The 18,525-nt window shown below is 58.0% G+C and carries 17 protein-coding genes, 1 tRNA gene and 2 pseudogenes; 10 read left to right on the top strand and 10 right to left on the bottom strand.

The features are described 5' to 3' along the window. Positions 1–27 precede the first annotated feature (27 nt). The 10 genes from GJU48_RS03490 (at position 28) to hrpT (ending at position 9,666) form a co-directional block, all read left to right on the top strand. Positions 28–1,752, top strand: coding sequence for a tetratricopeptide repeat protein (locus GJU48_RS03490; protein WP_094948896.1), 1,725 nt, complete (start codon positions 28–30; stop codon positions 1,750–1,752). A gap of 4 nt (positions 1,753–1,756) precedes the next feature. After that, positions 1,757–2,374 (top strand): lipoprotein insertase outer membrane protein LolB, encoded by a 618-nt coding sequence (gene lolB, locus GJU48_RS03485; RefSeq protein WP_094948895.1) that lies wholly within the window; start codon positions 1,757–1,759, stop codon positions 2,372–2,374. 59 nt (positions 2,375–2,433) lie between these two features. Beyond that, positions 2,434–3,237 (top strand): 4-(cytidine 5'-diphospho)-2-C-methyl-D-erythritol kinase, encoded by an 804-nt coding sequence (gene ispE, locus GJU48_RS03480; RefSeq protein WP_094948979.1) that lies wholly within the window; start codon positions 2,434–2,436, stop codon positions 3,235–3,237. Between the two features lie 37 nt (positions 3,238–3,274). Next, a tRNA-Gln gene (locus GJU48_RS03475) sits at positions 3,275–3,349 on the top strand. Between the two features lie 46 nt (positions 3,350–3,395). Next, on the top strand, positions 3,396–4,337 hold the full coding sequence (locus GJU48_RS03470; RefSeq protein WP_003208392.1) for a ribose-phosphate pyrophosphokinase: 942 nt from the start codon (positions 3,396–3,398) through the stop codon (positions 4,335–4,337). A 139-nt stretch (positions 4,338–4,476) separates the two neighbouring features. Next, complete coding sequence (locus tag GJU48_RS03465; protein ID WP_094948894.1) at positions 4,477–5,076, top strand: 50S ribosomal protein L25/general stress protein Ctc; 600 nt, start codon at positions 4,477–4,479, stop codon at positions 5,074–5,076. 168 nt (positions 5,077–5,244) lie between these two features. Next, entirely contained in the window at positions 5,245–5,829 is a 585-nt protein-coding gene (gene pth / locus GJU48_RS03460; protein ID WP_010213318.1) for an aminoacyl-tRNA hydrolase, read from the top strand. A 21-nt stretch (positions 5,830–5,850) separates the two neighbouring features. Beyond that, the gene (gene ychF, locus GJU48_RS03455) at positions 5,851–6,951 is read left to right on the top strand and encodes a redox-regulated ATPase YchF (RefSeq protein WP_094948893.1); all 1,101 of its coding nucleotides are present in this window, start codon (positions 5,851–5,853) and stop codon (positions 6,949–6,951) included. Positions 6,952–7,339: 388 nt separating this feature from the next. Beyond that, positions 7,340–9,466 carry a type III secretion system outer membrane ring subunit SctC gene (gene sctC / locus GJU48_RS03450; RefSeq protein WP_094948886.1) on the top strand — a complete coding sequence of 709 codons (2,127 nt, stop codon included), beginning with the start codon at positions 7,340–7,342 and terminating at the stop codon, positions 9,464–9,466. Further along, entirely contained in the window at positions 9,463–9,666 is a 204-nt protein-coding gene (gene hrpT / locus GJU48_RS03445; RefSeq protein ID WP_094948885.1) for an HrpT family type III secretion system protein, read from the top strand. Before sctC ends, hrpT begins: the two co-directional genes overlap by 4 nt. A 253-nt stretch (positions 9,667–9,919) precedes the next feature. Here the strand turns inward: hrpT and sctU are convergent, their stop codons facing one another. The 10 genes and pseudogenes from sctU to GJU48_RS25450 form a co-directional block, all read right to left on the bottom strand. Next, entirely contained in the window at positions 9,920–11,017 is a 1,098-nt protein-coding gene (gene sctU, locus GJU48_RS03440; protein ID WP_094948884.1) for a type III secretion system export apparatus subunit SctU, read from the bottom strand. Beyond that, positions 11,014–11,802 (bottom strand): type III secretion system export apparatus subunit SctT, encoded by a 789-nt coding sequence (gene sctT, locus GJU48_RS03435; RefSeq protein ID WP_094948883.1) that lies wholly within the window; start codon positions 11,800–11,802, stop codon positions 11,014–11,016. The genes sctU and sctT overlap by 4 nt, the downstream gene beginning before the upstream one ends. A 10-nt stretch (positions 11,803–11,812) precedes the next feature. After that, positions 11,813–12,076, bottom strand: a complete 264-nt coding sequence (gene sctS / locus GJU48_RS03430; protein ID WP_094948882.1) for a type III secretion system export apparatus subunit SctS — start codon at positions 12,074–12,076, stop codon at positions 11,813–11,815. A 7-nt stretch (positions 12,077–12,083) separates the two neighbouring features. Beyond that, complete coding sequence (sctR, locus tag GJU48_RS03425; protein ID WP_094948881.1) at positions 12,084–12,737, bottom strand: type III secretion system export apparatus subunit SctR; 654 nt, start codon at positions 12,735–12,737, stop codon at positions 12,084–12,086. Further along, positions 12,734–13,747, bottom strand: a complete 1,014-nt coding sequence (locus GJU48_RS03420; protein ID WP_094948880.1) for a FliM/FliN family flagellar motor switch protein — start codon at positions 13,745–13,747, stop codon at positions 12,734–12,736. The genes sctR and GJU48_RS03420 overlap by 4 nt, the downstream gene beginning before the upstream one ends. 44 nt (positions 13,748–13,791) lie before the next feature. Then, a pseudogene (locus GJU48_RS25045) lies at positions 13,792–13,960 on the bottom strand (type III secretion system stalk subunit SctO); the annotation flags it as partial. Beyond that, positions 13,947–15,293 carry a FliI/YscN family ATPase gene (locus GJU48_RS03415; RefSeq protein WP_218193652.1) on the bottom strand — a complete coding sequence of 449 codons (1,347 nt, stop codon included), beginning with the start codon at positions 15,291–15,293 and terminating at the stop codon, positions 13,947–13,949. The pseudogene GJU48_RS25045 and the gene GJU48_RS03415, both read right to left, overlap by 14 nt. Positions 15,294–15,301: 8 nt before the next feature. Next, positions 15,302–15,905: pseudogene (locus GJU48_RS03410) on the bottom strand (FHA domain-containing protein). 37 nt (positions 15,906–15,942) lie between these two features. Continuing rightward, positions 15,943–18,036 carry a type III secretion system export apparatus subunit SctV gene (gene sctV, locus GJU48_RS03405; protein ID WP_094948875.1) on the bottom strand — a complete coding sequence of 698 codons (2,094 nt, stop codon included), beginning with the start codon at positions 18,034–18,036 and terminating at the stop codon, positions 15,943–15,945. Beyond that, positions 18,033–18,392, bottom strand: coding sequence for a TyeA family type III secretion system gatekeeper subunit (locus GJU48_RS25450; RefSeq protein WP_306109970.1), 360 nt, complete (start codon positions 18,390–18,392; stop codon positions 18,033–18,035). Before GJU48_RS25450 ends, sctV begins: the two co-directional genes overlap by 4 nt. Between the last annotated feature and the right edge of the window lie 133 nt (positions 18,393–18,525).

The following is an 18,525-nucleotide window of genomic DNA, read 5'->3' as shown; positions in this document are numbered from 1 at the left end:
ACCGCAGGTTAGTCGTCCTCTTCCTATATGAATAGATCTTCCGCGTTGCTCCTTGCTTTTGTCTTCCTCAGCGGCTGCCAGGCCTTGGCACCCGTGTCGCCGGACGGTACGCCGCCGGTCGAAGACAGCACCCCCGCCCCTGAAAAGCCCAAGGTTTATTCCTCGTTCAATGAAGAAACGATCTACAGCCTGCTGACCGCGGAACTCGCTGGCCAGCGCAATCGTTTCGATATTGCTCTGGATAACTACGTGACCCAGGCCATCAATACCCAGGACCCGGGCATTTCGGAACGCGCGTTTCGCATCGCCGAATACCTGGGCGCCGACCAGGCAGCGCTGGACACCTCGCTGATCTGGGCGAAAAACGCGCCGGACGACTTGGAAGCGCAGCGGGCCGCAGCCATTCAGCTGGCGCGCGCGGGGCGCTATGATGACTCCATGGTTTATATGGAGAGAGTCCTGCAGGGCAAGGGCGACACGCATTTCGACTTCCTCGCGCTGTCGGCCGCCGACACCGATCAGGACACGCGCAATGGCCTGATGAAGAGTTTCGACCGCCTGCTGCAAAAGCACCCAAAGAACAGCCAGTTGATTTTCGGCAAAGCGTTGCTGCTGCAACAGGATGACGAAGCTGACGCCGCATTGAAGCTGTTGGAGCAGAACCCACCGGACGACGGCGAGATCGCGCCGATTTTGCTGCGCGCACGCTTGCTGCAGACCCTTAATCGCGGCAAGGAAGCGATTCCGTTGCTGGAAAAAAGCATCAAGAAGTATCCGGACGATAAGCGCCTGCGCCTGACGTATGCGCGCACGCTGGTTGAGCAGGACCGCATGGAAGACGCCAAAGTGCAGTTCGCCAACCTGGTCCAGCAATACCCGGAAGACGATGAATTGCGCTATTCCCTGGCACTGGTGTGCCTGGAGGCCAAGGCCTGGGACGAGGCCAAGGGTTATCTGGAAGAGCTGATTCAGCGCGAAAGCCATGTGGATTCGGCCCACCTGAACCTCGGTCGTATCGCTGAAGAGCACAACGACCCGCAGGCCGCCCTGCTTGAATACGCCCAGGTCGGCCCCGGCAATGACTACCTGCCTGCCCAATTGCGCCAAGCTGACATCCTGATGAGCAATGGCCGCACCGACGAGGCGGAAAAACGCCTGGCGGCTGCGCGCGCTGCCGAACCGGACTACGCGATTCAGCTGTACCTGATCCAGGCTGAGACCTTGTCAGCCAACAAACAGGGCGAACGCGCCTGGAAACTGCTGCAACAGGCCTTGCTGCAGTACCCCGATGATTTGAACCTGCTGTACACCCGCGCCATGCAGGCGGAAAAACGCAATGACCTGGCGCAGATGGAAAAAGACCTGCGCCTGATCATCAAGCGCGACCCGGACAATGCCATGGCGCTGAACGCCTTGGGCTACACCCTGTCTGACCGTACAACGCGTTACGCCGAAGCCAAGGTGCTGATCGAACAAGCCCACAAGCTCAACCCGGAAGACCCGGCGGTGCTCGACAGCCTGGGCTGGGTGAATTACCGCCTGGGCAACCTGGACGAAGCCGAACGCTTGCTGCGCCAGGCACTGGAACGCTTTCCCGACCAGGAAGTGGCCGCCCACCTGGGTGAAGTGCTCTGGGCCAACGGCAAACAGCGCGAAGCGCGACAAATCTGGGAAAAATTCCTCAAGGAACAACCCGAAAGCCCCATCCTGCGCGGCACCATCAAGCGCCTGACCGGATCCGAGACCCTTTAAGCTTATGTTCTTGCGCCACGTTATTGTTTTCAGCCTCATCGCCTTGCTCGCCGGTTGCGCGGGCATAGGCAGCCGCGAATCCGTTGAAGGCCAGGGCACCCCGGCGCAATGGAAACAGCACAAGGACCAGCTCAGCAGCATCGACGGCTGGCAGATCGAAGGCAAGGTCGGGGTTCGCGCGCCGAAAGATTCCGGCAGCGGCACCTTGTTCTGGCTGCAACGCCAGGACTATTACGACATTCGCTTGTCTGGCCCATTGGGCCGAGGCGCCGCGCGCCTGACCGGCCGACCGGGCCAAGTGAGCCTGGAAGCGGCCAACCAGGGACGCTATGAAGCGGCGTCGCCGGAAGAACTGCTGGAACAGCAGATGGGCTGGAAGCTGCCGGTTTCGCACTTGGTGTGGTGGGTTCGCGGTTTGCCTGCGCCAGGCAGCAAAAGCCGCCTGAGCCTCAATGGCGACAGCCGTTTGGCCACCCTTGAACAGGATGGCTGGCAGGTCGAGTACCTCAGCTACGTACAACAAAGCGGTTATTGGCTGCCCGAACGCATCAAGCTGCACGGCACCGACCTTGATGTCACGCTGGTGATCAAGGACTGGCAACCGCGCAAGCTGGGGCAATAACCGTGTCTTTTTCAGAAACTCGCACGCTGTCTCTGCCCTCCCCCGCCAAACTCAATCTGATGCTGCACATCCTGGGTCGCCGTGAAGACGGCTATCACGAGTTGCAGACACTGTTTCAATTTCTCGACTACGGCGATGAACTGACCTTCGCCGTACGCGATGATGGCGTGATCCAGTTGCACACCGAATTCGAAGGCGTGCCCCACGACAGCAATCTGATTGTGAGGGCCGCAAAAAAACTTCAGGCGCAATCCGGTTGCCCGCTCGGCATCGACATCTGGATCGATAAAATCCTGCCCATGGGTGGCGGCATCGGTGGCGGCAGCTCAAATGCCGCGACCACGCTGCTCGGCCTGAACCATTTGTGGCAGCTGGGTTGGGACCACGATCGCCTGGCCACACTGGGCCTGACACTGGGCGCCGACGTCCCGGTTTTCGTGCGTGGGCATGCAGCTTTTGCCGAGGGCGTGGGCGAGAAACTCACCCCGGAATACCCCGAAGAGCCGTGGTATGTCGTGCTTGTTCCGCAAGTATCTGTAAGTACAGCAGAAATTTTTTCAGATCCACTGTTGACACGTAACTCTCCTCCCATTAAAGTGCGCCCCGTTCCCAAGGGAAACAGTCGAAATGACTGCTTACCGGTTGTAGCAAGGCGTTATCCAGAGGTACGTAACGCTTTGAATTTGTTAGGTAAATTTACCGAAGCAAAATTAACCGGAACTGGAAGTTGTGTGTTTGGGGGCTTCCCAAGCAAAGCTGAAGCTGATAAAGTCTCGGCCCTTCTTACAGAGACCCTTACAGGGTTTGTAGCAAAGGGAAGCAACGTTTCGATGTTGCATCGCAAGCTGCAGAGTCTGCTCTAAAAGGAACCGAGTACTGGGTACTCGTTGCAACAAATACAGGGGCGTCGCCAAGCGGTAAGGCAGCAGGTTTTGATCCTGCCATGCGTTGGTTCGAATCCAGCCGCCCCTGCCATTTTCTAATACTCATCCAGGTTACCCTCAGCCTCTAGGTACTGCGCGTGTCCAAGATGATGGTCTTTACGGGGAACGCCAACCCCGATCTGGCTCGACGTGTCGTACGTCAGCTGCATATCCCTCTCGGTGACATCTCTGTCGGTAAATTCTCCGACGGCGAAATTACAGCCGAGATCAATGAAAATGTCCGCGGTAAAGACGTTTTCATTATTCAGCCGACTTGCGCTCCGACCAACGATAACCTGATGGAACTCGTCGTGATGGCTGATGCCTTCCGCCGCTCCTCAGCGACTCGAATCACAGCTGTAATCCCCTACTTTGGTTATGCCCGTCAGGATCGCCGTCCGCGTTCTGCACGTGTAGCTATCAGCGCGAAAGTCGTGGCTGACATGCTCACCGTGGTAGGCATTGACCGTGTTCTCACGGTTGACCTGCACGCTGACCAAATCCAAGGGTTCTTCGATATTCCGGTAGATAACATCTACGGCTCCCCAGTATTGGTGGATGACATTGAAGACCAGCGCTTTGAAAACCTGATGATCGTGTCCCCGGACATTGGTGGCGTCGTGCGTGCACGGGCTGTTGCCAAATCCCTGGGCGTGGACCTCGGGATCATCGACAAACGCCGTGAAAAAGCTAATCACTCTGAAGTGATGCATATCATCGGTGATGTCGAAGGGCGTACCTGTATTCTGGTTGATGACATGGTCGACACCGCCGGCACCCTGTGCCACGCGGCTAAAGCCTTGAAAGAGCACGGTGCAGCAAAAGTCTTCGCCTACTGCACACACCCTGTGCTGTCGGGCCGAGCGATCGAGAACATCGAGAACTCCATGCTGGACGAACTGGTGGTGACTAACACCATCCCGTTGTCCGCAGCAGCTCAAGCCTGTTCGCGTATCCGTCAACTGGATATCGCACCGGTAGTTGCCGAAGCGGTTCGCCGCATCAGCAACGAAGAATCGATCAGCGCGATGTTCCGTTAAGGGTCAAACCTTACGAAACATCCCACTGACGAAAAGCGCCCCGCCCCAACCTACTGTTGGGGCGGGGCTTTTTTGCCCATATCGCCTTTAGCGCTGGTCGCAAACGCTGGGGCGAATGTGGTTATTTTGGAGATACAACATGAACGAATTTACTTTGAATGCTGAACTGCGTTCCGACCTGGGGAAAGGTGCGAGCCGCCGCCTGCGTCGTCTCGCAAGCCTGGTTCCAGCTGTAGTTTACGGTGGCGAAAAAGCCCCTGAATCCATCAGCATGCTGGCTAAAGAAGTTGCCAAACTGCTCGAAAACGACGCGGCTTACAGCCACATCATCGAGCTGAACGTTGGTGGCTCCAAGCAGAACGTCATCATCAAGGCACTGCAACGTCACCCAGCTAAAGGCCACGTGCTGCACGCTGACTTCGTTCGCGTAGTAGCCGGTCAGAAACTGACCGCTATCGTGCCTGTGCACTTCGTTGGCGAAGCTGCTCCGGTCAAGAAAGGCGGCGAAATCTCGCACGTTGTTGCCGAGATCGAAGTGACCTGCCTGCCGAAAGACCTGCCTGAGTTCATCGAAGTCGACCTGTCGGCTGCTGAAATCGGCGACATCATCCACCTGTCCGACCTCAAAGCCCCTAAAGGCGTTGAGTTTGTCGCACTGGCTCACGGTGATGACAAAGCTGTTGCAAACGTTCACGCTCCACGCGTTGCACCAGAAGCTGAAGAAGGCGCTGCAGAGTAATTCACTCTGTACTGCCGGAGCTTGAGGAAACATCGCGGACCGAAACGTAGCGAGAAAGCGGGCGATAACGCGGCGTTTACTCTTGAGTAAATGATCTTTTGTTGTCCACTTTCGCCGCACGTTGGTCGCGGCGATGTTATCCACAACTCCAAAGGAAGGGCCCCTGTCGTGACTGCCATTAAACTGATCGTTGGCCTGGGAAATCCAGGCGCCGAATACGAACAGACCCGGCATAACGCGGGGGCCCTTTTTGTTGAGCGTATCGCCCACGCCCAAGGTGTAAACCTGGTGGCCGATCGCAAGTATTTTGGCCTGACCGGGCGCTTTTCGCATCAGGGTCAGGATGTTCGTCTGCTGATTCCCACCACCTACATGAACCGCAGCGGCCAGGCTGTCGCGGCGCTTGCGGGCTTCTTCCGGATCAAACCCGAAGAAATCCTGGTGGCCCATGACGAACTGGACCTGCCACCCGGCGTTGCCAAGCTCAAGCTCGGCGGCGGGCATGGCGGGCACAATGGCCTGCGCGACATCATCGCGCAGTTGGGTAATCAGAATAATTTTTACCGCCTGCGGCTCGGCATTGGCCACCCAGGCGTTGCCAGTATGGTTTCAAATTTCGTCCTGGGTCGTGCGCCACGCGCCGAACAGGAAAAACTCGATGCCAGCATCGACTTTGCCCTCGGCGTGCTGCCGGATATCTTCGCCGGTGAATGGAACCGTGCGATGAAAAACCTGCACAGCCAGAAGGCCTGACTCTTACCGAGGGGAAACACCATGGGATTCAATTGCGGCATCGTCGGCCTGCCCAACGTCGGCAAATCCACCCTGTTCAACGCCTTGACCAAGTCCGGTATTGCGGCGGAGAACTTCCCCTTCTGCACCATCGAACCCAACAGCGGCATCGTGGCCATGCCGGACCCGCGCCTGCAGGAACTGGCGGCCATCGTCAATCCCAAGCGCATCCTGCCGACCACCATGGAATTCGTCGACATCGCAGGCCTGGTAGCCGGCGCGTCGAAAGGTGAAGGCCTGGGCAACAAGTTCCTGGCCAACATCCGTGAAACCGATGCCATCGCTCACGTGGTCCGCTGCTTTGAAGACGAGAACGTGATTCACGTCTCCAACAGCGTCGACCCGAAACGCGACATCGAGATCATCGACCTGGAACTGATCTTCGCCGACCTCGACAGCTGCGAAAAGCAGTTGCAGAAAGTCGCGCGTAACGCCAAAGGCGGTGACAAAGATGCAGTGGTTCAGAAAGGCCTGCTGGAGCAGTTGATCGCTCACTTCACCTTAGGCAAGCCCGCGCGCAGCCTGATGAAGAGCATGAACGCTGACGAAAAAGCGGTGATCAAGGGCTTCCACCTGCTGACCACCAAGCCGGTGATGTACATCGCCAACGTCGCTGAAGACGGCTTCGAGAACAACCCATTGCTCGACGTGGTCAGGGCCATCGCCGAGGAAGAAGGCGCGATCGTGGTGCCGGTGTGCAACAAGATCGAAGCGGAAATTGCCGAGCTCGATGACGGCGAAGAGAAAGACATGTTCCTCGAGGCCCTGGGCCTGGAAGAGCCTGGCTTGAACCGCGTGATCCGCGCCGGCTACGAAATGCTGCACCTGCAGACCTACTTCACCGCCGGTGTCGAAGAAGTCCGCGCCTGGACCGTCAAAGTCGGCGCCACCGCGCCACAGGCTGCCGGCGTGATCCACACCGACTTCGAAAAAGGCTTTATCCGCGCCGAAGTCATCGCCTACAACGACTTCATCCAGTACAAGGGTGAAGCCGGTACCAAGGAAGCCGGTAAGTGGCGCTTGGAAGGCAAGGAATACATCGTTAAAGATGGCGACGTGATGCACTTCCGTTTTAACGTGTAAGTAACGCCCGCGGTTTCACCGCAAACAAAAAGCCGATGCATTGCATCGGCTTTTTTGTGGGCGACTGCTTAAGAAAAAACAGTACTTTTTATATCCAAACATCTCATTCTTTAAGACTTTTCTTATTAACCCTACAAGCATATCCGCATTAAAACCTGGGAAAGATAAACCCTAAAACCATCTAACTTTTCCTACACCATCCGCGCAAGTTCCTACTTAAAAATTAGCATATAAAATCTATAATCTCGAACACCCGCTGAAATCCCCTGAGGCACCTCTCAACCAACGTAACACCTGGCGCAGCGTAACTGCACGCCTGATAAAGGCTGGGCGCAAACTCCGGCCCACTTCCCTACGTAAGCTACCGCACTGAAACAGAGAACCAGTCATGTATAGCAAGATCAACAAGCACACCAGCTTGCGTTTAAACTCGCCCGCTGCTCTGGCAAAACGCGCTCACTGGCGTTGTGTGCTCGCGCTGCCCTTGTTGTTGGCGCCGCTGCACAGCACCCTCGCCGCTATCCCCTCCGAATGGAAAAACACGGCCTATGCCTATGAAGCCGAGCATAAGCCCCTACGCGATGTACTGGAGGACTTCGCTCAGACGTTTGGCACCCAACTGCAAGTGGACGGCCTCCTGGACGGGATCGTCAATGGCAAGATACGCGCCAATACTCCCCAGTCAATGCTCGACAGGCTGGCGGTAGAACACCGTTTCCAGTGGTACTTGTACAACAACACCCTCTATATCAGCACCCTCGACCTGCAAGAGTCCGCGCGCCTGGAAGTTTCTGCCGAGACCGTCGCCGACCTTAAGCGAGCGCTGCTCGATATCGGCTTGCTCGATAGCCGTTTCGGCTGGGGTGAACTGCCTGATGATGGAGTTGTGCTGGTCTCTGGCCCCAAGCGCTACATCGAACAGATCAAGCAATTCAGCAGCCAGCGTAAAACACCCGACGAAAAGCAGAGCGTGCTCAGCTACCCGCTGAAATTCGCCAACGCAGGGGATCGCCAGATCGATTATCGCGGCGACAAAATCACCATCCCAGGCGTTACCAGCATGCTGCGTGGGTTATTGGAGCCTCGGTCCGCCTCCTCCCTTTCGACCACGCCACCAAGCCGCTCACAGCCCTCTCCCATCACACCCAACTTTCCCCGGTTGAACAACCCACTATTGGGGCAAATGCTTGGACAGACAGCGAACCAGGGGCAGTTGGAAACCGGCGCGACACTCACCCCGCGAGCGCCGGTGTCTGCCGGCAGAATCCGCGTCGAAGCCGATGTGCGCAACAACGCCGTATTGATCTATGACATTCCGGAACGGCAGGCGATGTACCGCGAGCTGATTGCCCAGCTCGACGTGGCGCGAAAAATGGTGGAGATCGACGCAATCATCCTCGATATAGAGCGCACCCAATTGCGCGAATTCGGGGTCAACTGGGGCAACAGTCACTTCAGTAGCGACACGAGAATATCGCCTGGGAGTTCATCGCAGCTGTCGATCACAAACCGTGATCTTTTCTTTGCCAAGATACGCGCACTGGAGCAACGTGGCCTGGCAACCATGGTGTCCAACCCGTCGGTCCTCACCCTGGAAAACCAGCCGTCAGTGATTGATTTCAACCGCACCCAATACCTGACGGCAGGCACAGAGGTTGCGAGCATCCTGCCCATCACTGTCGGTACCAGCCTACAGGTGGTACCGAGGGTGATTACCACCCGAGGCACCCATCAGGTTCACCTTTTGGTCGATATCGAAGACGGAAACTTCGACGAGTCAAACCCGGATCGCAAAGGCCCGGATGTACGCCGGGGCAATGTCAGTACCCAGGCGGTCATGGCGGAACAGCGCTCGCTGGTGATCGGTGGGTTCCATGTCACCGAAAGCACCGACAAGCGCAACAAGATTCCCCTGTTGGGGGATATACCGCTGTTGGGCAAGGCGTTGTTCTCCTCCACCGAACGCAAGAACAACCGGCGCGAACGCCTGTTTATCCTGACGCCACGCGTGATCGGTGACCAAGCTGACCCTTCACGTTATTTGCCGCAGGACGACCAGGCAGAGCTGCAAGCCGCACTCAAGCCACTGGCCAGGCGTTATGCCGCACACGAGCCGGTCATCAAACGCAGTGACATCACCAGCACCCTGGCGCATCTCGTCAGCGGGGAGGTTCCCCTGGCATTCAAGGCGGCCCCCATGCCGCTGGGCCTGGGCACCTTGTGCAACACCCGCGATCTACTGGCAATGAACACCGAACGCAGCCAGTGGTATGCCGGCCCGCAGTTCAATGTGGCGGTGATAGTGCTGCGTAACCAGTTCAAGCGCACGGTGCGGATCGACGAAAAGGAGTGCAGCAATTCGCAAACCTTGGCCGTCACCGTGTGGCCGCGTGCCTGGCTCAAACCGGGTGAAGAAGCCGAGGTGTTTATCGCCATGCGCCCGGTGGTGAAGGATGAACACATCGGCGTGCCCCGTCCCTCCTTGATCACTCCCGCTCAAAAGGCCAAGCCATGAAACGCCGTTTGTTGTGCCTCACCCTGATCAGCACCGTGCTGCTCATCGCCGGCTGCAGCCCCACCTGCAGAGGCGACTCCTGCTCACGCCCGCAAGCGACCAAGGATAAAATGGTGATCTGGTGGCCACCGCAGATGCGCGTCGAGCCAGGGCCCTCCGGTGAACGGGCGGACTACCAAACGATCTCGCTGGAACGCTGAACCTTCGGTTACTTCTCAACGATCAACACCAGGTGTTCCTGGGCTAACGGGTGAGCAGCATTGCTGCTCACCCGTTCTTGCTTGCGATATACACCTGGCAGCCCTCCGGTGAACGGGCGGACTACCAAACGATCTCGCTGGAACGCTGAACCTTCGGTTACTTCTCAACGATCAACACCAGGTGTTCCTGGGCTAACGGGTGAGCAGCATTGCTGCTCACCCGTTCTTGCTTGCGATATACACCTGGCACCGATCAGCGCTGCTCAAGCTCCGGCAACTCCAGGGTTTCGCGCTTGGCTTCATCATCAAGCTCACGCAATGTGCGATAGATCAGCGCCACCGCCTGCAAGGTTTCGCGAGGGATGCTTGTTCCCAGTTTGTTCGTGTAGAGCGTGCGGGCCAGCCATACACACTGAATCACCGGAACCTCGGCAGCCTTCGCCTGCCGAATCAATTCACGTGCTCCGTCGTCCGTGCCTTTGTTGACCAACATCGGCAACGGCGTCTTACCGGGGCGGTAATACAGGGCGACAGCAAAGTGTGTCGGGTTGACCACCAGCATGTCGGCTTCCTCCAGCTTGGGCAATTTGACCTTCGGTTCCTCCTGGGCCAATTGCTGCGCCAACGCGCGGCGCTGCCCCTTCACATGGGGGTCACCCTCCATATCCTTGTACTCTTTAACCACCTCGACTTGGGTCATGCGCATGCGCTTGGCGAAGAAGTGCTTTTGCATCGTCAGGTCAATGAGCGCCAACACCAGCAATAGCCCCAGGCAGGTATGCAGCAAGTGGCGGAACAGAATGATCAGCGCAAGGATGTAGGTTTGCAGGTCGCTGTTGGCCAAGTTAATCAATGTGCCCAATGAAGGCTTGATGACCACGTACAAAATCACCCCTAACAGCACCGCCTTGGTAATGCTCATCAACAGATTCATGACCGATTGGGCGGAGAACATCTGCTTGAGCTGCTTGAGAGGGTTGAGACGATTGAAATCCAGCTTCAAGGTCTCTGGCGCAAACAGGAACCCGAACTGCATCCAGCTGCTGATCAGCTTCGCGGCAATGGCCATCCCAACCATCAACAGGGCGAACGAGAAAAACATCAACAGCCCTTCAAACAGCACCTCCTCCAGCGCTCGAGTGAAGGGCTGAGCCATGCTCGACATCGGCAACACCATCAGTTGCTGAAAGCGTTGCAAGCTCGTTTCGGCGGTGAACAAAGCAACCTCGCTGATCGCTGTCAGCGCCAGCAACTTGCTGACATCCTGGCTTTGGGAAACCTGGCCTTTTTTGCGTTGATCGCGCAGTTTCTTGGCAGACGCCGGGTGCTTCTTTTCACCGGAGTCACTCATGGCGTCGAGACCTGGAACATCACTCCGAGTGAGTGCTTGAGGTCACCCAGTAGGTTCAAGCGCCCGACGATCAGGTCCTGCAGCAACGCAAAGTACAACAACAGAATACCGATACCCGCCAGGCTTTTGAGCGGTGGTGCCAACGTGCTCACCTGTAATTGCTGACTGTAGACCCCCAGTAGTGCGATACCGAACTCCAGAAATAACAACACGGCAATAAAGGGCGCAACGTAAAGCATCATGTGGGTAAAGGTATCGCCGAGTATGCCAAGGAACGTACTGAAACCATTGACTGCCGGCAGCGGCACCCAGGCCGTGGCCGGCCAGATCAAATAACTGTCCCAGATCACTTGGGTAAGCACGCTCAAACCCAGGACAGCGATCAACAAGTAAATCACCAACTGCTTGAACAGATGCCCGATGGGCGTTGCGTCCGGCCCCAGTGAAGGGTTGAGCTGACCACCCGCCAGGGCGCCACGCTGGTTATCCAACAGCGCGCCGACTGACTCGAACATCCAAAAAGGCATAGCCAACAGGACACCCAGCAAAATGCCCAAGGCGGCCTCCTTGAATATCAGGCCGATGATCATCAGCGCGGAGTAGTCCTGGTCCACCAGTACAGCATGGATACCTGGCGCCGGAATGAATGCCATGACCATCACGATGACGTGCCGAGGCATGCCGCGTATATGTTGGAAGCAGAACGCCGGCACCAGAATGGCACAGGGGTAGATCCTCGCCATGGCCACCAGCAGGCTTGGCAGATAGTCAAGATAAGGCAGCACGTGCAGGCCCTCAGTTCAGCGCCGAGCGGGCGATCATGTCGAACATCAGGTTGATCAGTTGAATCAGCTCCACGCCGATCCAGCGTCCCGTCAATATCAGTGTGATACCCACCGCGACCAGCTTGATGCCAAAGGGCAACGTCTGGTCCTGTATCTGCATCAGGGCTTGAATCAGGGACGTCAGCACGCCGACGACCACCGCTACGATCAGCGGCGGTGCCGACAACACCACCACCAGCAGCATGCCCTGCTTGAAAAGCACGATCGGTTCCATGGGCTACTCAAAGGTATGAAAGGAAAAGACTGTCGAGCAACCGCGACCATCCGGAGACCATCACGAACAGCAGCAATTTGAGCGGCAGGGCAATGGTCGCGGGCGAGACCATTTGCATCCCCAACGCCAAGAGCAGGTTGGACACAATCAAATCGATGACGATGAACGGGATGTAGATCAGGAAGCCGATCTCGAACCCCGCCTGCAACTGCGACAGCACGAAGGAGGGGATTAACAGGATCAGGTCGTCGCGCTGGGTGCTTTGCGCCATTTCCGGTGGCCACAAGCGCACGCTGTTTTCATGCATGTGGGTCAACACATCCGGATCAGTGTTGCGTTTCATAAACGCACGCAGCGGCTCTATGGCCACAAGGCCAGTCGCTTGAACCGTCTGAACATTGCTCATGTCCAGGGGCGCACCCTTGAGGTTCTCGGCGATCTGGTAACCCACGGGGGCCATGATAAACAGGGTAGCGGCCAGCGCTATTCCGTTGATCGCCATGCTCGGAGGCACCTGCTGAACGCCGATGGCGTTGCGGGTGATCATCAGCACAATGACGATCTTCAAGAACGCCGTGCAAATGATCAACAGCATCGGCAGCAACGACAGCGCCGCGAAAAACAGCGCAATTACAATCGGGTCAACGCCCTGGAGTATCATCGGGAGAACACCACGCGAGACAATTTCAAGCCAAGACGTCCATCGACTTCCACCAACTGCCCCTGGCCAATAGGCCGTTCACCGTAATACAGGCCGGCCACGCCCGGGGCATACCCGCTGATGCCCAACACCGCACCGGGAGCAAGATTGCGCAGTTCGCCCAGGGTCAGGTTCAGGACACCACAGCGCACTGTCAGCGCCATACTCAAGTCATCAAAGAGCTCCCGGCCGAAAACATCCTCCACCGGTTGATCAAATTCAGGCCCCGGGACTTCTTCTATTAAAAACTCTTCGTCCATGGACGCTTCCTCTATCGCAATAAGGTTCAGGCATAACGGACCGGACTCATCGTCAATACGCCCTTGCAGCCGTTGACTGCCGATACTCAAATGACCACGGCCCTGTACATCAAAAAAGGCGCGTTCAAGCATCAGCACGTCACCCGCACGTACGCCACGCAATTGCGCAATGGGCAAACTCAAGCGGCCCAACGTCACGGCTATTGCCAGCGGAAACGATGCAGGTAATGGGCTGGCCGTCGACCGCCAAGCGCCAGCCGCACACATCGCCAGCAAGCTTTGCGGGGCCAGCCACAGGTAACCTGCGACCTTGGACGGCCCCAACATCACGGTAAAACGGCAACCAAAGCCCAACTTTTCAGGCGCCGGCAGCACGCGCAGATAACCGAACAACGCCCGCACCTGCGGGCTGAGGTGATGCTGGAACAACTCCCAGAACCAGGACTTCGGGTCGTTGCCAACCTCTGCCAGGGTTACCGGGCATTCGCCCATCAGGCTGAACATCGCATTGGGCTCCGAGAACGCCAGCACACCGAGGGCACTCTCGACACACAAAGGGCTTACCCCTTCAGGCGCGCGACCGGGTTCGAGCACAAATGCCCCCTCTTGATCGCCCACGTGGAACGGCATGCGTAACCCGCGCCCCAGTCGATGCAACGCCGCAACCCTTGCGCCCTCAACCAATGGCGGTGTCAAAGCGGACATGATCATGCGGGGCCCGCGCTTTTGATGTGGATATCGACAGGCTGCCCCAACGCCTTCTTGAGCTTCCTGCACACGCGTTTGCTCAAGGGCCTGCTGCGCCTGCTCAACTTGCAACTGCAACGCCCGTTGCTGCCTTTTAGCCTCACCCAATGCGCGCTCGGCCCTGTCCGCCCGGTGTTTGCGCAGACGCCTCAGGGTTTCCAACTCAGAAAGGAACATAGGCGGTCAGCTCCGTCAGTTGATCCAGGGTCGTCTCCATCGGTGAAGGCTCACGCAAGTCCTGGCGCAAAAAGCCATCCACTGCAGAACGGCTGTCCACCGCCAAGTCAGTCAGCGCATCGCTGCCGGCCTGGTACTCGCCCAGCTTCAGCATCAGCTCGATCTGCTGGTACGCCGACAGTAGGCGGCGCAGCCCCGTGCCCGCCTGGATATGCTCAGGCGTGGCGACGTTGCTCAAAATCCGCGAAAGGCTGGCCAGCACATCAACCGCTGGATAGTGACCGCGCTCTGCCAGCTTGCGGGACAACACAATATGGCCGTCGAGCAACGAGCGAACCTCGTCAGCCACGGGGTCACTCATCGAGTCCTGTTCGATGAGTACCGTGTAGATCGCGGTGATAACGCCGTCGCGGGTCAACCCGGCACGTTCCACCAACCGCGGCAACAAGCTGTATACCGATGGCGGCAAGCCGCCGCGGCCCAGGGGTTCACCGGCCGCCAGGCCGATTTCTCTTTGAGCGCGGGCAAAACGCGTCAAGGAGTCGATCAGCAGCAGCACCCGTTTACCCTTACGCCGATAGCCCTCAGCCAGCGCCGTGGCGGTGAACGCTGCACGGGCGCGCTCCATGCTTGAACGGTCGGACGTCGCACACACCAGCACAGCCTTGGCCCGCAATTGATCGTCCAGTTCATGGTCGAGAAACTCCCGTAGTTCCCGACCACGCTCGCCGATCAAACCAAACACAATCACATCGCACTCCACGTTACGGGCAATCTCCGCCAGCAACGTGGTCTTGCCACAACCTGCACCGGCAAACAGGCCCACACGCTGGCCCTCGCCAAGCGTCAGCAAACCATCGATCGAGCGCACGCCGGTCGCCAGGGCCCGATTGATCCTCGGCCGCTCGGTCGGCAACGGCGCCTCACACAACACCATGCTCGCATCCGGGCCGTCGGTGTCGACGAAGGCGCTTGGGCCAACGCCGGTAATCGGCCGCCCGAAACCATCCAGCACCTGGCCCAACAGCTCATCACTGACCCGTACCCGATGCGACACCCCCAGGCGCTGCACACTGGCACCCACGCGTATCCCTTCAAGGTTGCCCAAGGCACTGAGTACGGCATCCTGCTGATCGAAACCGATGATCTCAGCCAGCATGTATTCGTCGGCAGACTTTTCAACCTGGCACAAGTCACCGATACGCGCGCTGGGCAATCGGCACTGCAACAGCATGCCGTTGACGCGTTGGACGCGCCCGCGCATGGTCACCGGCATCAGGTTGGCCAGCGCCTGCGTCTGGCGCTCCTGCCAGGCATCAAGACGCGCCTGCATTTGCTCGTTCACCAACGCACCTCGTAACGCTGCGCGCCATCGAAAACCACCTTGCTATTGTCGATCTGCACCAGGCGCAAGCCGTCCACTTCATCACCGACGAACACCCGGCTACCCTCGTCCAGCACGACATGGCCATTGGGCCCACCGACGATTTGAACAATCTCGAACGGCAGGGCTCCGTCGCGTACACGTACGCGGCTGATCACTGGCACCGCGCTGTCAAACAGCTCACCAAAACGGCTGAGCATGCGCGACACCAGTTCCACATCGTCCTGGGAAACGTCGCCGTGGTGTTGGAGCGGGTACTTCAGGCCACGGTTGATCGGCCAAGGTGACGCACAGTCGGATAGCTCCGACTGAGAACGGTACGTTCAGTGCCAGGCTCGCGATCTGTGCCAGCACTTGTCCTTCATCGCCGTGCAGCAGCCCGGCCTCGGCCTGCACCGACCAGTTTGAGTCGATCAGTCGTAACCGCGCGTGATGCTCGGCAATGCCCGGATCATTCAGCATCAGGTCAGCGTCAGGGTGAGCACCGATGCTCCACTGCTCACCAAACAGCGGCAATGCAGCGCCCTGGTTCAGACCATTGAGCACCCGTAACTCAAACATTATCGAGCCCTCCCGTGCGTTGAACCTGGCTGACGATTCATGCCGCGGCACCCCGCATCAGCTCATCTTGACCAAGATCGAAGCGCCCTAATACTTTCACCTTGGACGTGCTTCCCAACTCAGCAAAGGACAGCACCGGCACATGGTTGAACTCTTCCAGCAGCAAGGTGCGCAAGGGGCTGCGAAGGTCCTGCGCCACCAACATCACGCTCTTGCTCTTGGCGCGCAAGGTAAAGGCCTGGTTGAGGAGGTTGATCAATGCGGCGCTGCTTTCGTTATCCAGTGCAAAGAACACACCGGTCTGGGTCTGACGCAACGCTTCGCGCAAGATGTTCTCGGTATGAGGCGACAGCAACCAGGCATGCAGGCCATCTTCCTCGCTGTACTGGTGGAAGATCTGCGCCTTGAGGGCAATGCGTGCATAGTCGGCGAGGGCATCGGGTTCACGCTCATGCTGGCCGTACTCGATCAGCGACTCCACAATCAGCCGCACGGCACGCAGCGGAACACCTTCACTGGCCAAGAGTTGCAACACCGCTGAAAACCGCGAGAGCGGCATGATGCGTTGCAGCTCCTGCACCAGTTCCGACTGGTTGTGCTCAAGCCAACCGAGGATCGCCTTGCTTTCCTGAATGCCTAGGAACTGCGGTCCGCTGAGCATCATCGCCTGTCTCATACGGTCGATGATCAGGCTCGTGGCGGTAAAGCGCTCCAGTTGCGGGTCATCAAGCAGAGGGTCATCAGGTGCCAGCCAGAGCCAGTCCTGTTCATCACGTTCGGCCAGCCCTCGTATTGCGTGCTCAGGCTCAACCGTCAGCGCCTTACGCTCGACGGCCAGGTAGGTGACAACCGATGCCTTGACCATCGGTACTTCATGCACGCAGAAACGCATTTCATCGGCGGCCAGTGAATCATCGAGTTCGACTTCGAACGGTGGCAATGTCAGGCCGATATTGGCGACGAGCGAATTTCGTGCCTGGCGGATTCCGTGAATAAGATCCGTAACCTCGGGAGTCCCGCGCAAGGCGGGGGGAAACTGCAACAGGTAAGGCCGCGATGGATCGAACCCGCGCAAGTCCTCTTCCCCGTTCTCTTCGGGCCGGACGGCTTCGGCAGCCTCATCAGCGGGCTTTTCCGCTCGCTGACGTTGGCGCATCAAGTAATAACCCAGGGAGCCGGTTACCGCCGAGAGCAGAATAAAAACCATCGTGGGCATGCCGGGCACTATTGCAAACGCGAGCATCCCTACCGATGCAATCATCCAGCTCTTGGGCTCACTGGTCATTTGCCGGGCGATTTCCGCGCCCATGTTAGTGATACCCCTGCGCCCATCTGGCGCCACGCGGGTGATGATCATGCCGGCAGTCAGGGAGATCAGCAGTGCAGGAATCTGCGCAATCAAGCCATCACCGATGGTCAGTACCGAATACAGTCGTATCGACTCGGCAGCGCTCAAGTCGTGTTGAAACATACCAGTGGTGAAACCACCCAACAGGTTGACCACGACGATAATCAAACCGGCGACGGCGTCGCCCTTGACGAACTTCATGGCCCCGTCCATGGCGCCGAACAACTGGCTCTCGCGGGACAGTTGCTCACGTTTGTCCCGCGCTTGCATACCATCGATCAGGCCGGCACGCAGGTCACTGTCGATGGACATCTGTTTGCCCGGCATCGCATCCAGGCTGAACCGCGCCGCTACCTCGGCGACCCGCTCCGAGCCCTTGGTGATCACCAGGAAGTTGACCAAGGTCAGGATCATAAAGATCACCATCCCCACCGCCAGGTTGCCGCCCACCACGAAATTACCGAACGCCTCTACGATGTCACCAGCGTCCTGTTCCAACAGGATCAGCCGTGTAGTGGCGATCGACAGCGCCAGACGAAACATGGTGGTCAGCAGCAGAATCGAAGGAAACGATGAAAACGCCAAAGGCCCTGGCAAATAAAGCGCCAGCACGATCAACAGGCACGATATGCAAATGTTGACCGCAATCAGGATGTCCACCAGCCAGGTCGGCAGCGGGACGATAAAGATAAACACAATGCCCAGGACCACCACCGCGCCCAGCACTTCGGCACGCTGTGCCACTTTGAGCAAGACGTTGTTGATGGCCGACAGTGCAGTCACGCCAGCGTCCCCAGGTCACCGGCAAACTTCAGGGGGCCGCGCTCGACGCGGTCCAGTTCGCCCATCACCGCCAAAAAGCTGTCCAGGGCCCCCTGGCGTACGCGACTGTCGGGCCACAAGGCCAACGGCAACTCCCGAATCATCGGGTAAAGCGCGTTGAGGAGTACCACTTGCCGAATGGTCAGGCGAACGTGTATAGGCATCAACCGCGAGGCCCGATTGCTGGCAATCACTTCCTGGTCGAAGAACGGAGCAAGCTCATCGACTTTCGCTGAGGTGGGCGGCGAGACAGGCGCAGCGGCGGGTTGATCCAGGCGCTGGGTAGAGGGCGCATCTTGAAGGGATTCGACTTTCATAAGCATGCCAAGAAGGGAAGAGTGTGTCCCTATGTGGCGAGGCCTGCCGATACGGTTCCATCAAAACTCGACTTTCGACACTTTTGAAAAGACCGGCACAAATCATCAGCGCATTTTGCAAATTACTGCGCAA

The sequence above is a fragment of the Pseudomonas sp. IB20 genome (assembly GCF_009707325.1).
GTDB lineage: Bacteria > Pseudomonadota > Gammaproteobacteria > Pseudomonadales > Pseudomonadaceae > Aquipseudomonas.
The sequence above is the reverse complement of the archived record's forward strand: the minus strand, read 5'-3'. Positions and strand labels throughout refer to the sequence as shown.

Excerpts from the sequence above, each read along its gene's own strand:
- GJU48_RS03490 (WP_094948896.1), top strand. The coding sequence starts at position 28 with ATGAATAGATCTTCCGCGTTGCTCCTTGCTTTTGTCTTCCTCAGCGGC.
- lolB (WP_094948895.1), top strand. The coding sequence starts at position 1,757 with ATGTTCTTGCGCCACGTTATTGTTTTCAGCCTCATCGCCTTGCTCGCC.
- ispE (WP_094948979.1), top strand. The coding sequence starts at position 2,434 with ATGCTGCACATCCTGGGTCGCCGTGAAGACGGCTATCACGAGTTGCAG.
- GJU48_RS03465 (WP_094948894.1), top strand. The coding sequence starts at position 4,477 with ATGAACGAATTTACTTTGAATGCTGAACTGCGTTCCGACCTGGGGAAA.
- ychF (WP_094948893.1), top strand. The coding sequence starts at position 5,851 with ATGGGATTCAATTGCGGCATCGTCGGCCTGCCCAACGTCGGCAAATCC.
- sctC (WP_094948886.1), top strand. The coding sequence starts at position 7,340 with ATGTATAGCAAGATCAACAAGCACACCAGCTTGCGTTTAAACTCGCCC.
- hrpT (WP_094948885.1), top strand. The coding sequence starts at position 9,463 with ATGAAACGCCGTTTGTTGTGCCTCACCCTGATCAGCACCGTGCTGCTC.
- sctU (WP_094948884.1), bottom strand. The coding sequence starts at position 11,017 with ATGAGTGACTCCGGTGAAAAGAAGCACCCGGCGTCTGCCAAGAAACTG.
- sctS (WP_094948882.1), bottom strand. The coding sequence starts at position 12,076 with ATGGAACCGATCGTGCTTTTCAAGCAGGGCATGCTGCTGGTGGTGGTG.
- sctR (WP_094948881.1), bottom strand. The coding sequence starts at position 12,737 with ATGATACTCCAGGGCGTTGACCCGATTGTAATTGCGCTGTTTTTCGCG.
- GJU48_RS03420 (WP_094948880.1), bottom strand. The coding sequence starts at position 13,747 with ATGATCATGTCCGCTTTGACACCGCCATTGGTTGAGGGCGCAAGGGTT.
- GJU48_RS03415 (WP_218193652.1), bottom strand. The coding sequence starts at position 15,293 with ATGCAGGCGCGTCTTGATGCCTGGCAGGAGCGCCAGACGCAGGCGCTG.
- GJU48_RS25450 (WP_306109970.1), bottom strand. The coding sequence starts at position 18,392 with ATGAAAGTCGAATCCCTTCAAGATGCGCCCTCTACCCAGCGCCTGGAT.